This is a genomic window from Clostridium sp. YIM B02500 (genome assembly GCF_022324665.1).
Classification (GTDB): domain Bacteria; phylum Bacillota; class Clostridia; order Clostridiales; family Clostridiaceae; genus Clostridium; species Clostridium beijerinckii.
This window is the reverse complement of record NZ_JAKGTE010000029.1, coordinates 19340-44325: the sequence shown is the minus strand read 5'-3', so window position 1 is coordinate 44325 and position 24986 is coordinate 19340. Positions and strand designations below refer to the sequence as shown.

Sequence of the window (24986 nt, the reverse complement as noted above, 5' to 3'; positions counted from 1 at the left end):
TAGATAGGATCAGGGTGAAAATTAGAACAAGGGGCTGTCACTCTAGTAATGCATTATACAATATATTGAGTTTGCCTTTTTGTATACAAAACAATATATAGAATGAAAATTACTTAATGAGATAGCTCATAACATATAAATAGAGAAGGTCTTTAATATATGAGATATATAGTGAAAATTTACGGAATTGTTCAGGGCGTTGGATTCCGTCCATTTGTATATGAAAAGGCAAGGGACTTTAAAATTCGTGGATCTGTTCAAAATATAGGTGGTGCCGTAGTAATTGACTGTTTAGGTGAGAGGGAAAACATAAAACGGTTTATGTTTAATGTTATAAAAAGACCTCCGAGTATTGCAAAAATAGAAAGAGTTGAGTGTACTTTAATTAAAAAAGATTTAAGTACTATTTCATGCTTAGATGAAAATAAATTCATAATTAAAGAAAATAATAATAAAAAATTTGTTATTAAGGATAGCGCTGAACAAAAGAATGGAATGAGATTTGTTTCACCTGATATAGCAGTTTGTGATGAATGTTTAGAAGATATTCGAAGTAAAGGAAACCTTCGTTATAAATATGCTTTCACAAATTGCACTCAGTGTGGACCTAGGTATTCAATTATCAAGGCTTTGCCATATGACAGACAGAATACTACTATGAAAGAATTTTATATGTGCGAGAAATGCAAAGAGGAATATGAAAATCCACTCAGCAGAAGATTTCATGCTCAGCCAAATTGCTGTGAAAATTGTGGACCTAAACTCTTTTTAACAAATAATCATGGAGAACAAATTAAGTGTGAAGATCCTATTAAAGAAACTATTTCACTTATTGAGGAAGGAAAAATATTGGCGATTAAGGGGATTGGAGGCTTTCATCTGGTTTGTGATGGAAGAAATGAGCAAGCTATTAACTTGCTTAGAAGTAGAAAGCAAAGGAAGGATAAACCATTAGCTTTGATGGCTAAAGATATTGGTGTTATCAAAGAGATTTGCTATATATCAGATAAAGAAGGGGAAGTAATAAGCAGCAATAAGAGACCCATTGTAATTTTAAAGAAGAAATATCCTTTTATATTACCAGAGGCTATAGCACCAAAGCAAAATAGTCTAGGAGTAATGCTTCCATATACACCCCTTCATTATCTATTATTTAATGAAAAGTTAGATCTTTTAGTTATGACTAGTGGAAATATAAGCAGTATGCCAATGGAATATAAAAATGAAGCAGCACTAGAACATTTAAATACAGTGGCAGATTATTTTCTGATGAATGACAGGGAGATTTACGTACAGGTTGATGATTCTGTTGTAAAAGTCATAGGTGAAGTAGAAAAGGTTATTCGTGGTGCAAGAGGATATAGGCCTTATTCATTAAAAACAGGAGTTAAAAATGATATTATAGCGGTTGGAGGGCAGCAGAAAAGTACTATTTGTGTTTCTAAAAATGGATACGCATATTTAAGTCAGTATTTAGGTGCTTTAGGAGAATTTAATTGTTATAAGAATTTTAAATATGTACTAAAACATTTTTGCAATTTATTTGATATTAATGAAGAAGTATTGGCGTACGATATGCATCCAGCATACTCAAGTACTAAATATGCAAAGGAAAAGAAAATGAGAAAAATAGAAGTACAGCATCATCATGCTCATATGGTTAGCTGCATGGCTGAACATTCTATTTATGATACTGTAATTGGAATTATATTTGATGGTACTGGATTTGGACTTGATGGATCAATATGGGGTGGCGAATTTTTGGTTGGAAATCGAAGCGTATTTAAAAGAGCAGGGCAATTGAAATATGTAAATCTCCAAGGAGGAGAACAAGCTATAAAAGAACCTTGGAGATGTGCTTCAAGTTATTTATATGCTTTGGGTTATGATCCAGAAAAAATAATTCAAGGAGTAGATAATGAAAAAATTAAAGTGGTTAAACAAGCTTTAGATTCAAAAATAAATTGTTTTTTATCTTCAAGTGTTGGAAGATTGTTTGATGCAGTAGCAGCCTTATGCGGAATCAGAAACAGTATATCTTATGACGGACAGGCAGCAATAGAATTAGAAAATATTATTGATTATAAAATTAAAGAAAGTTATTTATGGGATATTAAAGAGGCAAATGGTATTTTTAATATTCAATACAAAAGCATTATTGAAGGAATCTTGGGGGATATTCAGAAAAAGGAATTGATTTCTAAGATATCGTCTAAATTTCACAACTCACTTATTAAAGCTTCATGTGATTTAGTTTGTAAGCTTAGAGAAAAGGAGCATATAGATAAAGTTGTTCTTAGTGGTGGTGTTTTTGAAAATCATTATCTTTTAAAAGGAATATATGTAAATCTGATTAAGCAAGGATTTAAAGTGTTTTATAATGAACAAATCCCAACTAATGATGAGGGAATTTCTTTTGGCCAGCTCCATGTTACAAATGCAATTCTTGAAAAGAAATAATATATTCAAATTTGTCACGTATATTTTTTATAAGACCAAGAAGGAAGGTGAACTCATATTGTATTTACTAAGTTAATCTACTGATGCTATGTTAGAAAAATAGGTTATCAGATTGATTTACGATTTTTGTAAGTGTAAATGAAGAAGGAAGGTAAGTTTATGTGTCTTGCAATTCCAGCACAAGTCAGAGATATAGATAGCTATAGTGCAATAATAGATATTATGGGATTAGAGAGTAGAATTAATATTCAGCTTATTGAAGAACTAAAAGTGGGAGATTATGTTTTAGTCCATGCAGGCTGTGCTATTCAAAAGATTGACAAGGATTATTTTGAAGAATTACAAAGGATATTTAAATCAATACTTAATAGCGAGGAAAAAGTATGAATAAAGAAATCTTGATTAAAAATATTCTTAACGAAATTCAAAAGTCTCCAGTCAAAAAGTTTAATGTTATGGAAGTTTGTGGAACTCATACTCAGGCACTTTCAAAACTTGGATTTAGACAATTGGTTAATCCTAATATAAATTTATTGTCAGGACCAGGATGTCCAGTTTGTGTTACTCCAGAAGGTTATATAGATGCAGCTATAGAATTACTTAAGAATTCAAATGTGATTTTAAGTACTTTTGGGGATATGATGAGAGTAAATGGAAGTAGAGAAAATTTAATTAAGCAAAGAGAAAAAGGAAAAGATATTAAAGTATTATATTCACCTTTAGATTCAATAGCACTTGCAGAAGAAAATAAAGATAAGGAAATAGTTTTTCTTGGAGTAGGATTTGAAACTACAACTCCTATAATCGCTTTAGCTGTAAAGATAGCACAGGAAAAAAATATAAGAAATATTTCATTTTTAATAGGAATGAAAAGAATGGAGCCAATACTCCATTATATACTTAAGCAGCCTAATCACAATATAAATGGATTAATGTGTCCAGGACATGTAGCAGCAGTAAAAGGAGCAGATTATTTTAAATTTATTGTAGAGGAATATAATATTCCAGCAGTAATTGCAGGTTTTGAAGCTTTAGATATTGCTGGTGCTTTATATTTTTTGACGAAACAACAAAATAAAACTGAAAAAAGATTTGAAAATTTATATAAAACTTGTGTAAGCCAAGAAGGAAACAAAAGAGCAAATGAATTAATAAGTGAAGTATTCACATATTGCGAACATGAATGGAGAGGAATAGGAGTTATTAAAGATTCTGGATTTACTTTGAGGGAGAAATATAAAAAATATGATGCTTCTGAAAGATTTGGAATAAATTTAAGTAAGACTTCTGAGAAAAACTATATTAGAGCTTGTGCATGCAGTGAAATTTTATTGGGGAAGAAATTACCTAATAAATGCGAGCTTTTTGGAAAAGGTTGTACACCAGAGCATCCAATAGGACCTTGTATGGTATCTACGGAGGGATCTTGCTCTATTTTTTATAAGTATAGGGGAGTGGAATAAATGAATAAAATGATTAAGCTTATTCATGGTGATGGAGGAAAGCATACAAAAATATTAATTGAGCAGCTTTTTTACAAATATTTTAATAATAATATTCTCTTGCAAGAGCAAGACTCAGCAACATTTACAGCAGTACAAGGAAAAATGGCTTTCACCACAGACTCTTTTGTGGTAAAGCCACTGTTTTTTTCTGGGGGAAACATAGGAAAGCTTGCAGTTTGTGGTACTATTAATGATTTAGCTGTATCTGGAGCAAAGCCCTTTTATTTAAGTTCGAGTTTTATAATTGAAGAAGGATTTTCAATGCAGAGCCTTGAAAAAATTGTTAAGTCTATGGGGCAAACCTGTTTAGAATGCGGAGCTAAGATAGTAACAGGAGATACAAAGGTAGTTGAAAAGGGAAGTGTAGATGGAATATTCATTAATACAAGCGGAATTGGATATATAATTAACGGATATGAAGTAAAACCTATTGAAGAAGGAGATAAAATCATAGTAACTGGGGAAATTGGAGAGCATGGAACAACAATTGCAGTAGAGAGATATAACTTAAAAGTCAAAGGAGACTATAAAAGTGATTGTGCACCACTATTTCATTTTATAGAAGAACTTAAGGAACAGTTTCCTTCTATAAAAATAATGAGGGATCCAACTCGAGGCGGATTATCTACTGTATTGCATGAATTTTCATCACTTTGCAAGCTTGGGATACACCTAATAGAAAAGGAAATTCCAATTAGTGAAAGTGTTAAGGCTATAAATAATCTTTTAGGATTAGATCCATTATATATGGCTTGTGAGGGAAGAATGGTACTAGTTGTAAAAGAAACCGAAGCAAAAAAAGTACTTGATATAATTCGCTCAATTGACCAAGGAAAAGGAGCGAGAATTATAGGTGAATTTATTAAAGACTCTAATCAGAATATATTTATAGAAAACGGATTTGGTGGAAAGAGAGTAGTATCACCTTTAGAGGTAAGTATGCTGCCTAGAATATGCTAAGGTAATATGCACAGAGAAGTGAAATTATCATTTATTTGTCATCAAGGAATTAATAGTCAAATGAAATAAAGCGAGTTAAAATTATACCTATATTTGAAGTAAATTAAAACTTATATCCATAATGGCTAAAAGATGATATACTAATATGAGAAAGGGAGCGAGTTTCTTGGAAGCATATAAAAGTTTTGAATTGTTAAATGATAGGTGCAGATATATCTTTCGCGTTATACAAGAAAATGGTCCTATATCTAAAAATGAACTGGCAAACATAACTAAGATAAAATTAACTACATTAAATAGAGATCTTAAAATATTAATTGAAGAAAAAATCATTGTGGAAAGTGACATTGGAGAATCTACAGGGGGAAGAAAGCCTAGTTTATATGATGTTAATCATAGTGAATTTTATATTATTGGAATTGATATTTCAAGAATTTACACTAGAATAGTTATAACAAATCTGAAATTAAGAATAATAGAAGAAAAATTATTAAGCCATGAATATGATATGGATACAATATCTGAAATTATACCTAATGTTATAAAAGAATGTTGTATGAAATTAAAAATACAAAAAGCATCAATTGTTGGAATTGGAATAGGAATAGTTGGTGGATTTAATTCAGATCAATTAAAAGATGAACTAAAAAGAGAATTTGATACAATAATATGTATAGATAATGGTGCTAATGCAGCTGTTATAGGTGAATATAACTTTGGAATTGGAAAAGGTAAAAAGAATATTGCATATATTAACTGCGGTGTAGGAATAAGAACTGGGATTATATCATCTGGAGTTCTAATTCGAACTATTAACAACGTAGAAGATGCATTTGGACATATGGTTGTTGATGTTGACGGGGAATTGTGTTCCTGTGGAAATTATGGATGTATAGAAAGTTATGTATCAATACCCAATATAACAAAAAAGTTTATAGATGAAATAAAAGAAAATGAATCATCTTTGTTAAATAAAAATTTAAATGATATTAATTATATAGATGTTTGTAGCCTTGGAGAAAAAGAAAATGAAGCGGCTATGGGTATTATAAAAGATTCAGCTTTATATTTTGGAATAGGACTTTCAAATTATATTAAGCTATTTAATCCAGAGCTTATAATTTTAAGTGGTCCATTAATACAACAATCAAAGTTGTTTTATGAAACTACAAAAGAAATAGCTCTTCAGAAGTGTCACATAAAAAACAATAATATTCAATTTATTAGGGGTGGATATTTTGAAGATAAATCTATAGCTGTAGGAGCTTGTGCTATGGTTATACAAAAAATACAAAATTAGAAGATAAGGAAGTGAAATTATGAATCCAGTGGCATTTTCAATTGGAGGATTTGATATTAGGTGGTATGGGATATTAATTGCAACAGGTATTATGCTTGGAATACTAATATCTCAATATAATTGTAAGTGGAGAGAAGTTGATTATGATAATTTGCTAAACATTGTATTATTATCTATTCCAATTGGTATAATAGGTGCAAGACTATATTATGTAATATTTGAATTTGATAACTATAAAGATAATATTATTGATGCTTTTAATATAAGAAATGGCGGACTTGCAATACATGGAGGCCTGATTTTTGCATTAGGAACAGCATTAATTTATACAAGAGTTAAAAAATTAAGCTTTATTAAGTTTGCAGATGTGGCAGCACCGTCAATTATTTTAGCTCAGGCACTAGGAAGATGGGGAAATTTCTTTAATCAAGAGGCACATGGTGATGTAGTTAGTTATGAATTTATTAAGCATTTTCCTATGTTCATTCAAAAGGGGATGAATATAAATGGATTGTATTATAATCCAACTTTTTTATATGAATCTCTCTGGAATTTAACTATATTTATAATACTGATGATTATGCTTAGAAAATGCAAAAAAAATGGAATAGTATTTTTTACATATATAGGATTGTATTCTATAGGTAGATTCATAATTGAAGGAATGAGAACAGACAGTTTAATGATAGGAAGTTTTAGAATGGCTCAATTGGTAAGTTTAGCAGGAGTCATTGTATGGATAATATTTATAGCAGCAAGTTATTATAATAGCAAATCTAAAGGGAATAATTATAAAGAGTAAATATTATAATTTTATCTACAAAAAAGGAACTCAATTTAAGAGTTCCTTTTTTATAGTATTTTAAAATAGCATTTGTTTAGTAAATGAAATTTTACAAATAACTTAATGGAGTTAGAATAATGTTAAGTAAAAGGTAAGCTGATATTTTAATGATATATGGGCTTATCTTTTTTTGCATTAATATATATGTTGCAAAAATAATTCTTCATCACAGTTATAAAAATATTGCAAGAATTTCAGCCATAATTGTGAAATGTGTATTGCAACATATACATAGTTTTATTGTGTGATAAAGTTACTGATAATAGAAGAGCAATTTTATAAAATAAAAAGAGCCAAACAAGTAAGGTTAGAAGTTTAGTTGCCTTTTAAACTTTAGAATAATGAAAGAAATAGGAGGAATGTTTAGTGGAAAAATTTTTGAAATTATGGAAGAGGTATTCATTTACACTATTAATCACATTCATAGTGTTAGGTATGATTGATTTAAGGTTTGGGTTTGTAGCAGTCATTTGTATGATAGCGCCTATAATCGTTTCTATTTTTAAAGGAAGATTTTGGTGTGGGAATTTATGCCCAAGAGGAAATTTTTATGATAATGTGGTCTCAAAATTTAGTAATAAAAGGATACCACCAAAGTTATTTAAATCATATTATTTTAGATCTGCAATGTTGGGAGTAATGATGGTAATATTTATTTCAGGTGTATATAAAAATTGGGGAAACCTTTATGGTATAGGAATGGTATTTTATAGAATGATTGTTGTAACAACTATAATTGGAATAATATTATCTTTAGTATATAATCATAGGGCTTGGTGTAACTTTTGTCCTATGGGGAGTCTAGCATCAATTATTGGAAAGCTTAAAGGGAGCAAAAAGGTATTACATGTATCATCTTCATGTATTTCATGTAAATTATGTGAAAAGAAATGTCCGCTTGGTTTAGTACCATATAACTATAAAGGTGATATATTAAGTCATCCAGATTGTATTCAATGTGGAAAGTGTGTTATTGAATGTCCTAAAAAAGCAATTGGATATAATAAAATTACTATAAAGTAAGGAACTAAGCACAAAATTGTGTTTTGAAATATAAAATTTAAAACTTATATCCAAAATGGTTAAAAGGTAGTGTATAATATAGGAGAGTTATATTAATATAATTAATAGTTTTTAAATTTTAGAAACTTGTTTAATTATAATGCATAATTGTTATGGAAGAAGGTTTTAAATTTGATACAATTTTTATGGTTAACCCCCTTGGGATTTTTAGTTGGAGCATTTGGAACTCTAATAGGTGCAGGAGGAGGATTTATACTGGTACCTATCTTATTATTGTTATATCCAGATAAGAGCCCAGATACAATAACGAGTATTTCTCTAGCAGTTGTATTTTTTAATGCATTATCCGGCTCTTTTGCTTATTCGAGGATGAAACGTATTGATTATAAATCAGGAATAATTTTTGCAATAGCAACTCTACCAGGATCAATATTAGGATCAGTGATAACATCATACGTACCAAGGCAGCTTTTTAATGGGATATTCGGTGTGTTACTGGTTATTATATCCGTATTCTTGATATTAAGGACCAAGGAGGAGAAATCAGAAAATAGATTAGTAGTTAAGAATGGCTATATTATAAGAACAGTGGTAGATATTGAAGGGGTAGAACATACATTTTCATATAATCCTGTAACTGGAATAGTTGTAAGTATTTTTGTTGGCTTTATGTCTAGTTTTTTAGGTATAGGAGGAGGAATAATACATGTTCCAGTACTTGTCAATATATTAAATTACCCCGTTCATATTGCAACTGCTACTTCGCATTTCGTTCTAGCAGTAATGTCATTATCAGGAACTATGGTTCATATAGTGAATGGAGTGCTTCAGTCAAGCTTTATCCAAACAGCTGCATTATCTATAGGTGTATTATTTGGAGCGCAGTTAGGTGCGACGCTTTCAAAAAAGATTCATGGAGTAGCGATAATTAGAAGCCTTGCAGTTGCGTTAGCTATTGTGGGTGTACGAATATTTATTATGGCATTTTAAATCTCTAATCATTAAATATTTTAATGGTTATCATTAGGTATTTATATTTTATTTATTATCATATATCTATTATACTGAAACAAAATGAGAAAGAATTAGTAATTCATAGTTAGGGAGATGTATGATTATTATGGTTAATGAGAAGAGACAAAAAGAAATGAAGGCATTAGGTTTTTTATTACAAAATGATAGGGAACATTACGCAGTAAGGTTTTTAAGTAGAGCAGGAAATTTTACAGTTGAAGAATTAAACAACATAAATGGGATTGCTAAAAAATATGGACGAGGGTATTCAGGACTTACAACAAGACTTCAAATTGAAGTTCCTTGGATTAAAGATGAAGATGCAGAAAAAGTAATGGAAGAAGCAAAATCTTTGGGACTGCGTCATGGTGGAACTGGTCAAAAGATAAGGCCATTAGTTGCATGCAAAGGAACTGTATGTCTGCATGGTAACATTGATACTCAGGCAATTTGCAGAGAACTAGAGGAAAAATATTTTGCTACAGATACTCCTCATAAGTGCAAAATAGGAATAGTTGGTTGTGCAAATAATTGTGCAAAAGCTAATATAAATGATATTGGAATAATGGGAAAGACAATCCCAGAATTTAATTTGGACAACTGTGTTGGATGTGGAATTTGTGTTAAAGACTGCAGGCAAAAAGCATTAGAGGTAGTAAATAGAAAAGTAGTATATCATGAAGAATTATGTGTAAGTTGCGGTGAATGTTTTAGATTATGTAGAACCAATGCAGTTGGTATTAAAGAAAAAGGTGCAGAAATTTTTGTTGGTGGAAGATTTGGACGAGGAATAAGAATAGGGGATTCTTTAGGAAAGATATTTAAAGAAAAAGACATAGTATTTGTAGTTGATAAGATTATGGAATGCTATAAAGAAATTGGAGTAAAAGGAGAAAGAATCTCGACAGTAATGGATAGAGTAGGAAAAGAAAAATTCATATCTGAAGTATTAAGCAGACAATAAGACATTTTATTTGTTGTCCTTTATGAACCTTAGCTTAGTTATAGAGAGAAAGACTATGAATTAGTTTTATCTCTCTTTTTTGATATAATTTGTTTATGTGACTATGTCACTTATATTTTCTAAAGATTTATATATAATAAAGTCATGGAAGGAAATGGGCAAGTAATTGTGGAAAATAGACATAAGGTGACTTAACAGAATTTTCACTAATTGTGATTAACTTAATTAGCAGAATACTAATAAGTATAAAAAGAAAATACATAGAGCTTAATAGGTATAAAATCATAATTGATAGAGATTTATATTAAAATTATAAGTTGAGGTTAGGAGGAAATGGTCATGAAGAAAAAAATATTAATAGTTGGAGGAGTTGCGGGTGGAGCATCTGCCGCAGCAAGACTTAGAAGATTTAGTGAAGAAGATGAAATAATAATGTTTGAAAAAGGACCTCATGTATCTTTTTCAAATTGTGCACTCCCATATCACTTAAGTGGAATAATAGACGAGGCTGATAGGTTGGTTCTAATGAGTCCTGAAAAATTTCTTGTTCAATATAATATTAAAGCAAGGGTGAACAATGAGGTTTTATCAATAAATAAAGAGGAGAAGTATATAACAGTTAAAAACTTAGAAAATGGTGAAACATATAAAGAAAACTATGATAAGTTAGTATTATCTCCAGGAGCTAAGCCAATTGTACCTAATATTCCCGGAATTGAAGAAGTGAATATTTTTACAATAAGAAATGTTGTTGATATAGATAAGTTAAATAAATATGTTAAATCAATTGATAAACAGGATATTGCAGTTATTGGTGGTGGATATATAGGAGTTGAAGCAGCAGAAAACTTAAGAGATGCTGGTTATAATGTATCCCTAATAGAGGCAACTGATCAAATATTAAGACCTTTTGATTATGATATGGTTCAAATATTTCATAAAGAATTATATGATCATAGTATAAATTTAATTGTTGGAGATAAAGTTGAAAAGTTTGAAAAAGATACGGTGATACTATCATCAGGCAAAAGAATTAGTGCGAAGGTTGTTGTAATGGCAATAGGAGTATCACCGGAAACAGCCTTAGCAAAAGGAGCAGAGTTAGATATTGGAGAAACTGGAGCAATAAAAGTAGATACAAATTACAAAACTAATGATGATAGTATATATGCAGTAGGAGATGCCATAGAAGTTTATAATTCATTAACTCATTCCAATGTGAAATTATCACTTGCAGGCCCAGCTCAAAAGCAGGCAAGATCTGTTGCAGATCATATAAATGGAAAGAAAGGCTTAAATAAAGGATATATAGGTTCATCAGCTATAAAAGTTTTTGATTATAATGGAGCATCAACGGGGTTAAATGAAGCACTTATAAATGTTCTCAACATGAATATACAGTATGATGTTGTAAGAGTAATACTTACAGATAAAGTTGGAATAATGCCTAATTCATCGCCTGTACATTTAAAATTATTATATGAAGTTCCAACAGGAAAAATTTTAGGAGCTCAAGCTATAGGTAAAGGTGATGTTACAAAAAGAATTGATGTAATTGCTACTGCTATAAAGTTTGGTGGAACAGTAGAAGATTTAAAAGACTTAGAATTATGTTATGCACCACCATTTGCTACAGCAAAAGACGTTGTTAATTATGCTGGTTATGTTGGTTCTAATCTTTTAAATGGCGATTTTAAGCAGGTTAATATAGATCTAGTCAGAGGACTTGCTGAACGTAATGCTTATATAATAGACGTTAGAGAAAGAGGAGAATATGCTAATGGACATATTAAAAACGCAATTAATATTCCATTAAGTGAACTTAGACAAAGGATAAATGAGATACCAAAAGATAAACCAGTATATTTACATTGTAGAACTGGTCAAAGAAGTTATAATGCAACATTAGCACTACAAAACTTAGGTTTTAATAATGTTTATAATATTACAGGTAGCTTCTTAGCACTATCATTTTACGAATATTTTAACGACCAAACTAAGAATAGGGAAAGTATAGTTACTGAATATAATTTTAAGTGATTTGTCATATTAAATTTATTAGTTGCAAAAGGAAAAGTAAGTAAATTATAATATTCAAAAGGTTCAAGTGTTGAATAAGAATAGCACTTGGACCTTTTATTAAATTCAGATGTAAAAAATCATTGGATATATGTTATCTTCATAATTCCTCCACAGTTAAGCGGTAAAATAAATATATAAAGAGAAGATAATTAAAAGAGTGATATAGGTAGAATATTGTAGAATAATAAAATTATAGTCATATGAAAAGAAACATTTAATACTTTTTTACATGGCTTTTTATGTATATTAGTGGTAAATAATAAACTTAATTATCTGTAAAGTTATTTGATTTATAATAGCTAATAGATTAAATCGAATCACTATGAACTAAACCTTTAAGAAAATAGATTAAAATATAATTTGTATTACTATCATCGACTTCTTCATAAAATCTTTACAAATATTTTGTATTATAAAATAAAAAGATTAAAGATCTTGATAAGGAGAAGAGATCAATGGGATTTAAAACAATAATAAAACTTATGGATATAAAAACCCTTGTTGCAGGGTTAATTCCTGTAATTTTAGGTTCAGTTTATTCAAAGTATGCTTTTGGAAAGTTAAATGCTTTGTATGTTATATTATTAGCAATTGCTATGATATTGATTCAAAGTGCTACTAATATGATTAATGATTACTTTGACTATAAACGTGGAGCAGACAGTAATAAGAGTGGAGATGAAAAAGCTCTAGTTAGTGGTGAAATCACATCTAAGCAAGTATTATTTATAATAATCTTATATCAGTTTATTGCTCTTATGATTGGTCTTTTTTTAGCTAGCCAAACAAGCTATTACATTTTACTAGTCGCTGTAATAGGAGGTCTTATTTCAATTTTATATGCTTTTGGTCCTTTACCTATTTCATATACGCCATTTGGAGAGATTATATCTGGAGTTACTATGGGGATTGGTATAACTACTACAGTGATTTATATTCAATCAGGCATATTTAATATAAATACAATCTTGGTTGCAGTCCCTACAGTATTATTTATTAGTACTATATTACTAACAAATAATTTGAGTGATATGGAAGAGGATAGGGAATCTGGAAGAAAAACACTGCCTATTATGATAGGTAAAAAAAATGCAAATAAGCTTTGGGTTTTTAATATAATAATGTTACTTGTACTAACAGCCTGTTTAGTATTAATACACATTTATCCCATTGTCGTGTTATTACCTGTAATTTTAATATATCCCTATAAATCAATTAGGAGTTTTCTTTCATATGAAAAAAGTGCTCAAACAAAAGGTAGGAGTATGGGACTTATAGGACAGGTTGGTCTAAAATATCATTTGGCTGTAGTTATTGGATTGATAATTGCAATTATAATGTAAAAAATTATTATGATGTAATGTATTAAAATTTAGATTCTGTCTGATTTGAAATTATAAAAATTCTATGAATATGCAAAAGGTTCAAGTGTTATAAGCAATATAGTACTTGAACCTTTTATTATATATAATTAGAATATTTTTTTAAAATATATTATCTTCATAATTACTCCATAATTGAGTAGTAAAATAAGCATATAAATTAAGAAGAAAATTAAAGGAGTGATACACAATGAAAAAGAAAGTTATGATTCTAGCATTAGCAGGTATATTAACTGTAAGCGGAATATCACTTGCATATGCGGCAGATAAAAATAATACAAGGTTTAATAAATTTAATGGACAAATGATGAATGTGCAAAATGGTGAGGTTAAATCATCATCAAATTATAGAGGAACAATGATGAGCATGATGGGGTCTGGGGCGCAATCAGATGATAATATCAATAAAATGATTGAACTAATGAAAGAGAATGGTTTTAATGATGAAGCAAATGCTATGGAAAATAGAGATTTTAATGCCATGAAAAATTTAATGTCTAATATAAGTGATGAGGATTATAACAAGATGATTGATGTAATGAAAAATAACGGATATGGATCTATGGCAAATATGATGCAATCTGTAGGAAAAGAAAAGATGGCAAAACTTCATCAAAGCATGATGAGGAATTAGTATCATTAAATTTTAAAAAATCGAAATAAATTTAGAATGATAATATGAGAATGGAAGGATAATTAGATATGATGGGAGGATGGTCTGGAATGATGATTATACCAATAATTTTAATTATTGCTGTTATATATTTAATTTTCAATCAAGAAGAAAGTAAAAAGCTTAAAGTTTGCAGTGTTAGAGATAATTCTCTAAATATACTAAATGAAAGATTTGTTCGCGGAGAAATAAGTGAAGATGAATATAATAGAATAAAAAGTACATTAAGATCATAGGTAACAGTAAAAAGTCATGTAAAAGGAGTATAGATAACTCTTCTTTTACATGACTTTTTCTGTATAGAGAAAAGGAGTTATCTTAATACATATTGATCGATTTGTAAGAATTTTAATTTTCAGATTTAATAAGAGCATAATTTATAGCTTTACGAAAATTTTTTCTACATAAAATCTTTATAAATATTTTGTATGATAAAAAATAAAAGTTAAATAATTAAATATGTGTAATAAGTCGCTTATTAATAGGAATAATGCAGTAAAACAGAAGTTTGTATTTTATAAACCTCTGTTTTTTTGATATTTATTATGAATGGCTTTAATAAAAAATTCTTTAAATTTACTTTAATAATGTCTCGGATTTCATCGGCACATGTGGAATAATTTGAAAATTATGTGTTAACCTATAGGATTTCTACATAATAACTTCATAAAAACTTGTTAATATGTGAGCAGATATAAAATTATTAATAACGTTTAGAATTTGTACCTGTAGAAGGAAGGTTTGAACGTGTTGATTTTGATTTTAAAGTAAATTGAAAGGGGATAAAAATGATACAAGATTATTTGATTATTGGAATTTTTCTTATAGCTTCATTTATTTTTGGAATGGTCGTCTTATTAACGGCTTCACTAGTAAGACCGAAGAAGCCAAATAAAGAAAAATTATCTACTTATGAGTGTGGCGTTGAAACTACTGGTTCAACGTGGATTAGATTTAAGGTTAGTTACTTTATGTACGGCTTAGTATTTCTACTCTTTGATGTTGAAACAGTATTTTTATTGCCATGGGCAGTGAAATTTAAATCATTAGGATTATTCGCACTTTTTGAAATGGTTATTTTTATAGGCATTTTAATCATTGGTTTATGGTATGCGTGGAAAGAGGGGGCATTAGAGTGGAAGTAAATTTTAAACAAGATAAAGAGATTCAAGAGCAAATAGAAAAAAATATTATTTTAACTAAATTAGATGATACTTTAAATTATTTCCGCGCACATTCTTTTTGGCCGTTAACATTTGGACTCGCATGTTGTGCTATTGAAATGATGGCAGCAGGAGGTGCTCGTTATGATATTGCACGTTTTGGATATGAAGTTTTCCGTGCTTCACCAAGACAAGCAGATTTGATGATTGTTGCAGGAACAATTACTGAAAAAATGGCACCTATAGTTAAAAAGATTTATGACCAAATGCCAGAACCTAAATGGGTAATTGCTATGGGAAGCTGTGCAACTAGTGGGGGACCGTTTGTAGATTCCTATAATGTCGTTCCAGGTGCTGACACATTTTTACCAGTAGATGTTTATATTCCAGGATGCCCTCCACGGCCAGAAGCATTAATCCATGGGCTTTTAACTTTAAAAGAAAAAATTATTCATCCGAAAGAGGTGGGAAGAAGTGAGTAAAACTTGTGAAAATCTAATCTTGGAACTGAAAGCAGAATATAAGCAAGATATTGAAATTATAGAAAATACGCAGATTGCTATTCACACAGAAGCAAGTAAATTTCTAGACGTTATAAAAAAGGTAAAGCAATATGGATTTGATTTTTTAGTTGATTTAACAGCTATTGAAGATGATGTATTAAGCTGCGTTTATCATTTTATGTCATTAACTACTCATGAGCTGATTAGAATTAAGGTAAAACTTAATGAAAAGCTTGAAATTCCATCATTAACTAAATATTGGCTTGCAGCAAATGTTCAGGAAAGAGAAGCTTATGATTTATTTGGAATTAATTTTATTGGCCATCCAGATTTAAAAAGGATATTATGTCCTGATGATTTTGTAGGACATCCGCTTAGAAAAGATTTTAAGGTTGAAAAGCGAAGGTAGAAAGGAGGAAGTTTGAGAATGGAATATGACAGAGAGTTGCACACTGAAGAAATGACTTTAAATTTTGGACCACAGCATCCTAGTACCCATGGTGTATATAGAGCAATCTTTACTTTAGATGGTGAGCATATTGTCAATGTAGAAAATATCATAGGCTATTTGCACAGAGGTATGGAAAAGCTAGCTGAATCCAGAACTTATACTCAATTTATACCTTATACTGATAGATTAGATTATTTATCTGGAATGTTAAATGAGTTAGGTTACGTTCAAACAGTAGAGAAGCTTGCTGGGATTGAAGTTCCAGAAAGAGCAGAATACATTCGTATAATAATGGCTGAATTGCAGAGAATAGCAAGTCATCAAGTTTTTTTAGGAAGTATGGCTCTTGATTTAAATGGGCATACCCCTTGGATGTATTTCTTTAGAGATAGAGAAAAAGTTTTGGATTTATTAGAGATGGTTTGTGGTTCTAGAATGACTACAAATTATATGCGTATCGGTGGAGTAAGCTATGATCTGCCTGAGGAATTTATGCCTAGCTTAAAAAGCTTTCTTAATGATATGGATAAGAGCTTTATAGAGTATGAACGAATCATCACTGGTAATGAAATATTTCAAGCAAGAACTAAAGGTGTTGGAATAATTAGTGGAGAAAAAGCTTTAGCTTATGGTTTAACAGGTCCAAACCTTAGGGCTTCTGGTATAGACTTAGATTTAAGACGTGATGCGCCATATGGTATTTATGATCGTTTCAATTTTAAAGTGATTGTCGGTAAAGATGGCGATTGCTATGAAAGATGGATAATGCGTATTGGTGAAATGGAAGAGAGTATAAAAATAATTAAACAGGCGCTAGAGCAAATAAAAGAAGGTCCAGTTTTAGCTAAAGTCCCAAGACTAATAAAACCACCCAAAGGAGATATTTATCATCAAATTGAAGGAGCTAAAGGTGTGCTAGGTTATTACATAGTAAGTGATGGATGTGATAAACCTTATAGAATTCACATTCATGGACCATCTTTTGTTAATATAGGTGCCTTTCCTGAAATGGCGAGTGGAAGCACTATTCAGGATGCTGTTGCAATACTCGCATCACTTGATCCTATATTAGGCGAAATTGATAGGTAGCTGGGAGGTAGAAATGGAGAATATATTTTTAAACATATCTAATTGGATTAAGGGTTTAACTTCGGCATTGGCAATACCAAATGCCTTTGTAAGTATTATTATGAGCTTAGTTTATTTTATTGGGATTGTAGCTTTTGTTTTATTAAATGCTATGTTTTTGATTTATTTAGAAAGAAAATTTTGTGGTTATCTTCAGCAGCGTCCAGGGCCTAATAGATTTGGGCCACAAGGAATATTTCAAAGCGTAGCAGATGTTGTCAAACTTCTCGGCAAGGAAGATATTATTCCAGAAAAGACAGATAAATTAGTTTTCGTAATGGCATCATTTTTAGTTATGGTTCCTGCTTTATTAATATATGCTGTGTTACCTTTTGGAAAAAATATGGTTGCTGTAAATTTAAATTTGGGATTGCTTTATTTCTTAGCCATATCTGGAGTTTCCTCAATACCTATATTAATGGCAGGTTGGGGATCTAATAATAAGTATTCCCTTTTAGGTGGGATGAGAGTAGTTGCCCAAATGATAAGTTATGAGATACCTATGATTTTTTCTCTTCTTGGAGTAGTTATGATAAGTGGTTCTTTAAATTTGACAGAAATTATAACAGCCCAAAATAGCGTGTGGTTCATTTTTTTACAGCCTGTTGCATTTATTATTTATCTTATTGCCGCGACTGCAGAGTTAAATAGAGCTCCTTTTGACTTAGCTGAAGGAGAGCAGGAAATAGTAGCTGGTCCATTCACAGAATATAGCGGAATGAGATATGCACTTTTTTATCTTGCTGAGTATACAAATATGTTTGCTACTTCAGCACTTACAGCTACTTTATTCTTAGGAGGAGCTAGTGGTCCGTTATTACCTTCTTGGATTTGGTTTATCCTAAAAACTTACTTAATAGTGTTACTGCTTATGTTAGTTCGTTGGACTTTTCCTAGGTTTAGGTTAGATCATATGATGTCTTTAAACTGGAAATATCTTATTCCTATTTCTCTAATAAACATTTTACTAACTGGAATTGGTATTAAAATATTTCAGTTAGGTATATGAAAGAAAATAATAAGTCCATGATGCGATGTATATTTTCAGTCAGGCAAGGAAGTATTTTTATCTCATAGTGGGCCTATTAGGTAAAAATGCTGACGTAGTATGACTAGAAATAGACTAGCATGATGACTTATTATTTCTTGAATATGCCACAATTAGTTAAGAGGTGAATTTAATGTTTGGTAAAGGATTATTAAATGGTCTTAGAGTAACACTTGGACATTTATTTGAAAAAAATATCACTCAGCAGTATCCAGAAGAACATCCAAAGCTTCCATTGCGTTCTCGTTGTTCTTTTAGACTGGATTCAGAAAAATGTATTTCATGCAGCATTTGTGCTTTGAGCTGCCCAAATAGAGTTATTAATGTTGAAAGTTATAAAGATGAAAATAATAAAAAACATTTAACTAAATATGAAATGCAATTAGAATATTGTCTTTTTTGCGGATTATGCGTTGAAAGCTGCCCAACTAAGGCACTTCAGGTTACTTCGGATTTTGAACTAAGTGCTTACAGTAGAGCAGAAACTAAGTTAACACTATTTGATGAATATTCAAAGAAGTAACAGGTCAGAATACTTTTTTGCATGATGAGAAACATGCATTATATTAATGACCAATATTTACTTCATATTCTTAACAAGGAGGATTTATAATGATTTCAGCTTTTGTTTTTTGGCCTATAGCATTTTTAATTATAGCTTTTGCTATAGGTGTCGTTCATTCAAAAAATATTATCCATAGTGCTTTATCAATGATTTTAACATTCATAGGTATAGCAGTGGTTTTCATCTTGCTTCAAGCTGATTTTCTAGCTTTAGCACAGATTTTAATTTATGCTGGAGCAATTTCAATCTTAATCGTATTTGCTATAATGCTTACACGAAAAAATGATATGAAAAACAGTAATCCCTTTAATAAATTAAGATGGACAGGTTTAGCATTTTGTTTAGGATTCTTTGGGCTTATTACACGCTTAATTTTACGTAGTAACTTTACTTATAAGAATTTAAATATAGAAAATACCATTAGTGCTATTGCAGATGGATTCTTTGGAAATTATATGATTCCCTTTGAAGTTTCTGCATTACTCTTATTAATAGCCTTGGTAGGCGCTATTATTTTAGCAAAAGGAGTGAAAAATTAGATGGTTGGTTTAGAAGGTTATTTAATACTCGCAGCAGCTTTGTTTTGTATTGGTCTTTATGGAGCAGTTGTTAAAAGAAATGTTATCAGTGTATTAATGTCAGTGGAAATCATGATGAATGCAGTCAATATTAATTTAGTAGCTTTTAATAGATTTTTAGCACCAGAAAAGGTTACAGGACACCTTTTTGCTATATTCGTTATTGTTGTTGCAGCAGCCGAAATAGCTGTAGGTTTAGCTATTATCTTAAATATTTATCGAAGTCTACCTACATCTAATGTAGAAGATTTCAATATTTTAAAATGGTAGGTGTTATGATGAGATTTATAGATTTAGCTTGGATAATTCCCATATTTCCCGCAATTGCATTTCTAATTATTGGGTTCATTACAGAAAAATTAAAAGGGATTAGTTCAGCAATTGCAATAGGTGGGATGGTTCTCTCTTTTATATTTTCTTTAGGTGTTTTTTATGAGGTTATTACTTCGAAAGTTAGCATAAATAAACCTGTTGAATATGCTGTTTCGTGGCTATCAGCTCCAATTAAGATTGAAGTAGGAGTATTAATTGATCCACTTACAGCAACTATGCTTATAATCGTGACTTTTATAGGTTTATTGGTTGAAATATATTCCTTGGGTTACATGAAAGGAGAAAAAGGTTTTTCAAGATTTTTTGCGAATTTATCTCTATTTACAAGCTCAATGTTAGGACTCGTAATTTCTAATAACTATTTTCAAATGTTCTTTTTCTGGGAACTCGTAGGGTTATGTTCTTATCTTCTAATTGGTTTTTACTATGACAGGCCTTCAGCTGTAAAGGCTAATAAAAAGGCGTTTGTCGCTAACAGAGTTGGAGATTTCGGATTTTTAGTCGGAATGCTTTGCCTTTTCATGGCTTTTGGAACTTTTAACTTTAGAGAACTAGCTGCAAGTATTCCAGCATATCAAGATGTTGTTTATTTAACTATAATAGCATTATTAATTTTTGCAGGACCAGTAGCAAAGTCAGCTCAATTTCCACTTCATGTTTGGCTTCCAGATGCCATGGAAGGACCAACACCAGTAAGCGCATTGATTCATGCAGCTACTATGGTTGCAGCTGGAGTATATCTTTTAGCGCGTGGTTATATATTATTTTCTTCTTTACATGAAGTAAGTTTAGTAATTGCGTACATTGGTGGAATAACTGCATTCATGGCAGGTACAATTGCAATAGTTCAAAGAGATTTAAAAAGAATATTGGCTTTTTCAACTATGAGTCAATTGGGATATATGGTTATGGCAATGGGAGTAGGCGGATTTACTTCTGGAATGTTTCATCTTACAAGCCATGCATTTTTTAAGGCATTATTATTTTTAGGTGCAGGTAGCATTATTCATTCTATTGGTGTACAGGACATTTTTAAAATGGGCGGCTTAATTAAAAAAATGAAACTTGTAAGTATAACTTTTATAATTGCATCTTTATCACTAGCTGGAATTCCACCTCTATCAGGCTTTTTTAGTAAGGATGAAATTTTAACTGTAACTTATGAGCATGGCTATATATTTTTATATTACTTAGGTTTAATTACAGCATTTTTAACAGCATTTTATATGGCTCGTTTAGTTTTAATAGTCTTCTTTGGAGAGGAAAGAGAAAAACATTCTGTCCATAAAACGCCTTGGTGTATGACTGTTCCATTAATCATATTATCAGTTTTTTCAGTATTCTATGGTTTTATAAATGAAACATTTGCTTCATATATATACTTTCAAACATCTCAAATTCCTGAAGCAAATTTAATGGTTATGAGTGAATCAGTAGCAGCAGCTTTTAGTGGAATACTGCTCGGGTGGCTTATATATGGTAAGAAAATAATATCAAGTGAAGCTCTAAGTGTGAAGTTTAGAGCAATTCATCAATTTCTTTTTAATCAATATTATATAAATGAACTTTATCAATGGATATATGAAAAAGTAGTTTTAAATATTTCTTATCTTTTTAATTGGTGCGATCGTAACGTAGTAGATGGAATTTTTGATAACACGACTTCTTTCATAAGCAGAATAGGAGATAAGCTTAGACTTATTCATTCGGGCAGAGTGCAAAATTATGCTCTAATCTTTTTCATAGCAATTGCTTTGATAATTATTTGGCTCGCAGCACCGATTTTAGGAGGGATGTAGATGCAATTTCCGATATTAACATCAATATTATTAGCACCCATTTTGGGTATAATCATAATACTTTTGCTTCCAGAAAGTAAGAAAAAGGAAATAAAGGTTACAGCAGCAATTTTCACGTTTATTTCATTGTTGCTTTCGATTATAGCTTTTGTTACTTACAATAAGGAAATGGGAGGACTTCAATTTCAAGAAACCTATTCTTGGATACCTGCCTTCGGAATTAATTATTCTGTAGGGGCGGATGGTTTAAGCATACCTTTAGTATTGCTTACAGCTATTGTTATTTTTGCAGGTGTTTTTGCATCATGGAAAATGGAAAAAAGAATAAAGGAATTTTTCATATTTCTGCTTTTACTAGTTGCAGGTGTTTTTGGGGTATTCATTTCAAGAGATTTATTTTTATTCTACGTATTTTTTGAAATAGCTGTTATTCCAATGTATATCTTAATTGGAGTTTGGGGAAGTACAAGAAAAGATTATGCCGCAATGAAACTTACTTTATATTTATTAGTAGGAAGTGCATTTATTCTAATTGGAATTATTGCGACCTTTGTATATGCTAATAATTTAGGAATAAGAAGTTTTGATATACAAACTCTTAGTACTATTGAATATAGCGCTAGCTTTCAAAAATTTACTTTTTTCCTAATGTTAATAGGTTTTGGTATATTAGTTCCTATGTGGCCTTTTCATACATGGTCTCCAGATGGACACGTAGCTGCGCCAACAGCTGTAAGTATGCTTCATGCAGGGGTTTTAATGAAACTAGGTGGTTATGGAATTATCCGCGCGGGGGTGTTTTTATTTCCAGAAGGTGCAAAATACTGGGTTCCTTTAATTGCAGTGCTATCAATAGCTAATGTAGTATATGGTGCTATGGTTGCTATGGCTCAAAAGGATTTGAAATTTGTAATTGGTTATTCTAGTGTAAGCCATATGGGGTACGTACTACTCGGAATTGCTTCATTAAACTTTGAAGGAATAGATGGAGCAGTAGCTCAGATGTTTGCCCATGGTATTATGACAGCATTGTTCTTTACGCTAATAGGAAATATTTATCATCAGGCTCATACAAGAGAAATAGCTAAGTTTGGTGGTTTAATACATCAAATGCCAAGAGTGGCAATTGGTTTTATAATTGCTGGTTTTGCATCTTTGGGACTTCCAGGGCTAAACAATTTTGTTGCTGAATTTCTAATATTTTTAGGATCTCATGATGAACCAAGAACATTATTTTCAGTAATACCTTTTAAAGCAATCTCAATAATGGCTATTCTAGGAATTGTTATTACTGCGGCTTATATATTAAAGGTAATTCAAAGCACTTTTCTTGGTCCAAGAAAAGAAGAATGGAATCATTTAGAGGATGCAAAAGGAGTGGAAATGATACCTATAGTGATGCTCGCAGGTGTATTAATATTTTTTGGTTTATTCCCTTCACCACTAATTGACCTTATTCATAGTGGAGCAATGTCACTTATGGGTAAGATATCAGACATAGGAATGATAATGGGAGGATTTTAATTATGAGTTATATAGTTGAACTTTTAACTGCAGCTTTATGTCTTGTACTTTTGATAGCAAGTTTATCACTGCAAAGGTATAAAGAAAAGCTTAGTTTATTTACAGGAATATGTCTATTTATAATTTTAATAGTATCATTATTTAGTGAGGCACTATTGAATGGGAGTCAGTCACAATCTCTTTTTGGTGGAGCTTATATTAATGATTCTTTTAGTACTTTTTTTAAACAGCTTTTCTTGATAGCTGCAGTATTAACAGTGTTAATTTCTAGAGATCATCTAGTTTCAAAACAAGGAGAGTTCTATGCATTAATTGTGTCTGCGCTACTTGGAATGATGATTATGGTATCATCGGGAGAACTCATTGCAATATATATAGGGCTAGAATTAATGACTATATCATTTTGCGTTTTAATTGCTTATAAAGGTGATGATAAATCAAAAGAAGCAAGTTTAAAATACCTTATTTTAAGTGCAATGTCTTCAGCAATTTTCTTGTATGGATTAAGTTTAATATATGGGATTACTCAAACAACGGCTATTAAAGAAATTGCAGAAGCACTGGTGACAGGACAGATAGCACCATTAGAAATACTAGGCATGATATTTTTAATTGCAGGTTTTGCTTTTAAAATAGCCATTGTTCCTTTTCATATGTGGGCTCCAGACATTTATGAAGGAGCACCTACTTCGATTACAGTATTTTTAGCGGTAGCATCTAAAACAGCAGGTTTAGCAGTTTTATTAAGATTATTTATGACTGGCATGTCATCTGCGTCTAGCTACTGGATTGATTTAATAATAGTATTATCTGTTATAACTTTAGTGCTTGGAAATTTAGTTGCTATTCCCCAAACTAATATTAAAAGGCTGCTTGCTTACTCAAGCATTTCACAAGCAGGTTATTTTTTACTAGGGATTATTGCGAATTCAAGTCTTGGCATCGCATCAATTTTGCTTTATAGTTTGTTTTATCTGTTTGCAAACATGGGAGCATTTGGAGTTGTAATTGCAGTTTCAAAGGCAACAGGAAGTGATGAAATTAAAGATTATGCTTATTTAGCTAAAAGATCACCATTTTTAGCTGCTGTTATGCTTATTTCCTTACTTTCTTTAGCAGGAATTCCACCTTTAGCAGGATTTATAGGCAAGTTCTATTTATTCTTATCTATAATAGAAAAGGGACAGATATGGTTAGCATTTTTAAGTATTGGTATGAGCGTTATATCAGTATATTACTATCTTAAAGTTGTTAAGGTTATGTATTTTGGAGAAAGTCCTACTAAACTTGAATCAATTCCGGTATCCATAAGTACAAAATTAGCATTAACTATATCTATGACAGTACTTGTTATTCTTGGAATTTATCCTAGCCAAGTAGTAAATGTAGTTTTGTCAGTATCTAAAGCATTTTTATCCTAATATAAGAATTACTAAAGATTCTATTTTGTAATAATCATTATCTTCATAATTTCTACATAATTTTAATGTACAATGAGAATCATTTTCAAATGATAGATAGTAGGAAGGATGAGGAAAATGGTTGCTACAATATTAATAATTGCAGTTGTTGCTTTTATAGTTTTTAGAGTATTCAAAGGCGGTGGAGGATGCTGCCATTAAGGATGTACTTCAAAATGATTTTTTTATCATTTTGAAGTACTTTCTTTTATTAAGTGTAACAGAAT

The 24986-nt window shown here is 30.6% G+C and carries 24 protein-coding genes; all 24 read left to right on the top strand.

Annotated features, from left to right (window positions below; translation table 11 throughout):
- Positions 1 to 159 precede the first annotated feature (159 nt).
- A complete protein-coding gene (hypF, locus tag L1S46_RS20205) occupies positions 160 to 2460 on the top strand; it encodes a carbamoyltransferase HypF (protein ID WP_236897532.1) in 2301 nt (766 codons plus the stop codon).
- Positions 2461 to 2619: 159 nt separating this feature from the next.
- The gene (locus L1S46_RS20200) at positions 2620 to 2847 is read left to right on the top strand and encodes a HypC/HybG/HupF family hydrogenase formation chaperone (RefSeq protein ID WP_012059200.1); all 228 of its coding nucleotides are present in this window, start codon (positions 2620 to 2622) and stop codon (positions 2845 to 2847) included.
- On the top strand, positions 2844 to 3923 hold the full coding sequence (hypD, locus tag L1S46_RS20195) for a hydrogenase formation protein HypD (RefSeq protein WP_012059199.1): 1080 nt from the start codon (positions 2844 to 2846) through the stop codon (positions 3921 to 3923). The genes L1S46_RS20200 and hypD overlap by 4 nt, the downstream gene beginning before the upstream one ends.
- The gene (gene hypE / locus L1S46_RS20190) at positions 3924 to 4925 is read left to right on the top strand and encodes a hydrogenase expression/formation protein HypE (RefSeq protein WP_236897534.1); all 1002 of its coding nucleotides are present in this window, start codon (positions 3924 to 3926) and stop codon (positions 4923 to 4925) included.
- Between the two features lie 166 nt (positions 4926 to 5091).
- Positions 5092 to 6225, top strand: coding sequence for an ROK family transcriptional regulator (locus L1S46_RS20185; protein WP_236897536.1), 1134 nt, complete (start codon positions 5092 to 5094; stop codon positions 6223 to 6225).
- A 19-nt stretch (positions 6226 to 6244) separates the two neighbouring features.
- Positions 6245 to 7027: a prolipoprotein diacylglyceryl transferase gene (gene lgt, locus L1S46_RS20180; protein WP_236897541.1), complete on the top strand. Its 783-nt coding sequence runs from the start codon at positions 6245 to 6247 to the stop codon at positions 7025 to 7027.
- 408 nt (positions 7028 to 7435) lie between these two features.
- The gene (locus tag L1S46_RS20175) at positions 7436 to 8092 is read left to right on the top strand and encodes a 4Fe-4S binding protein (protein WP_236897559.1); all 657 of its coding nucleotides are present in this window, start codon (positions 7436 to 7438) and stop codon (positions 8090 to 8092) included.
- A 171-nt stretch (positions 8093 to 8263) separates the two neighbouring features.
- Positions 8264 to 9082, top strand: coding sequence for a sulfite exporter TauE/SafE family protein (locus L1S46_RS20170; protein WP_236897561.1), 819 nt, complete (start codon positions 8264 to 8266; stop codon positions 9080 to 9082).
- Between the two features lie 121 nt (positions 9083 to 9203).
- Positions 9204 to 10070 (top strand): 4Fe-4S binding protein, encoded by an 867-nt coding sequence (locus tag L1S46_RS20165; protein WP_236897563.1) that lies wholly within the window; start codon positions 9204 to 9206, stop codon positions 10068 to 10070.
- A gap of 339 nt (positions 10071 to 10409) precedes the next feature.
- A complete protein-coding gene (locus L1S46_RS20160; RefSeq protein ID WP_236897565.1) occupies positions 10410 to 12110 on the top strand; it encodes an FAD-dependent oxidoreductase in 1701 nt (566 codons plus the stop codon).
- Between the two features lie 497 nt (positions 12111 to 12607).
- A complete protein-coding gene (locus L1S46_RS20155) occupies positions 12608 to 13495 on the top strand; it encodes a prenyltransferase (protein WP_236897573.1) in 888 nt (295 codons plus the stop codon).
- Positions 13496 to 13724: 229 nt separating this feature from the next.
- Positions 13725 to 14168: a hypothetical protein gene (locus L1S46_RS20150; RefSeq protein WP_236897576.1), complete on the top strand. Its 444-nt coding sequence runs from the start codon at positions 13725 to 13727 to the stop codon at positions 14166 to 14168.
- Between the two features lie 89 nt (positions 14169 to 14257).
- Complete coding sequence (locus tag L1S46_RS20145; RefSeq protein ID WP_023975558.1) at positions 14258 to 14443, top strand: SHOCT domain-containing protein; 186 nt, start codon at positions 14258 to 14260, stop codon at positions 14441 to 14443.
- A gap of 552 nt (positions 14444 to 14995) precedes the next feature.
- Complete coding sequence (locus tag L1S46_RS20140; protein WP_012059188.1) at positions 14996 to 15352, top strand: NADH-quinone oxidoreductase subunit A; 357 nt, start codon at positions 14996 to 14998, stop codon at positions 15350 to 15352.
- Complete coding sequence (locus tag L1S46_RS20135; RefSeq protein ID WP_012059187.1) at positions 15343 to 15852, top strand: NADH-quinone oxidoreductase subunit B; 510 nt, start codon at positions 15343 to 15345, stop codon at positions 15850 to 15852. Before L1S46_RS20140 ends, L1S46_RS20135 begins: the two co-directional genes overlap by 10 nt.
- On the top strand, positions 15845 to 16282 hold the full coding sequence (locus tag L1S46_RS20130) for an NADH-quinone oxidoreductase subunit C (RefSeq protein WP_012059186.1): 438 nt from the start codon (positions 15845 to 15847) through the stop codon (positions 16280 to 16282). The genes L1S46_RS20135 and L1S46_RS20130 overlap by 8 nt, the downstream gene beginning before the upstream one ends.
- Before the next feature lie 18 nt (positions 16283 to 16300).
- Positions 16301 to 17413, top strand: coding sequence for an NADH-quinone oxidoreductase subunit D (locus tag L1S46_RS20125; protein ID WP_236897578.1), 1113 nt, complete (start codon positions 16301 to 16303; stop codon positions 17411 to 17413).
- Positions 17414 to 17426: 13 nt separating this feature from the next.
- Entirely contained in the window at positions 17427 to 18461 is a 1035-nt protein-coding gene (nuoH, locus tag L1S46_RS20120; protein ID WP_077868189.1) for an NADH-quinone oxidoreductase subunit NuoH, read from the top strand.
- A 172-nt stretch (positions 18462 to 18633) separates the two neighbouring features.
- Positions 18634 to 19023 carry an NADH-quinone oxidoreductase subunit I gene (locus L1S46_RS20115; RefSeq protein ID WP_012059183.1) on the top strand — a complete coding sequence of 130 codons (390 nt, stop codon included), beginning with the start codon at positions 18634 to 18636 and terminating at the stop codon, positions 19021 to 19023.
- 89 nt (positions 19024 to 19112) lie between these two features.
- Positions 19113 to 19604: an NADH-quinone oxidoreductase subunit J gene (locus tag L1S46_RS20110; RefSeq protein WP_041897377.1), complete on the top strand. Its 492-nt coding sequence runs from the start codon at positions 19113 to 19115 to the stop codon at positions 19602 to 19604.
- Positions 19605 to 19913 (top strand): NADH-quinone oxidoreductase subunit NuoK, encoded by a 309-nt coding sequence (nuoK, locus tag L1S46_RS20105; RefSeq protein WP_012059181.1) that lies wholly within the window; start codon positions 19605 to 19607, stop codon positions 19911 to 19913. It abuts the gene before it with no gap.
- The gene (gene nuoL, locus L1S46_RS20100; RefSeq protein ID WP_077828917.1) at positions 19907 to 21775 is read left to right on the top strand and encodes an NADH-quinone oxidoreductase subunit L; all 1869 of its coding nucleotides are present in this window, start codon (positions 19907 to 19909) and stop codon (positions 21773 to 21775) included. The genes nuoK and nuoL overlap by 7 nt, the downstream gene beginning before the upstream one ends.
- A complete protein-coding gene (locus L1S46_RS20095) occupies positions 21776 to 23299 on the top strand; it encodes an NADH-quinone oxidoreductase subunit M (protein WP_077828916.1) in 1524 nt (507 codons plus the stop codon). It begins immediately after the preceding gene.
- A 2-nt stretch (positions 23300 to 23301) separates the two neighbouring features.
- Positions 23302 to 24720 (top strand): NADH-quinone oxidoreductase subunit N, encoded by a 1419-nt coding sequence (locus L1S46_RS20090; RefSeq protein ID WP_173707032.1) that lies wholly within the window; start codon positions 23302 to 23304, stop codon positions 24718 to 24720.
- The last annotated feature ends 266 nt before the right edge of the window (positions 24721 to 24986 follow it).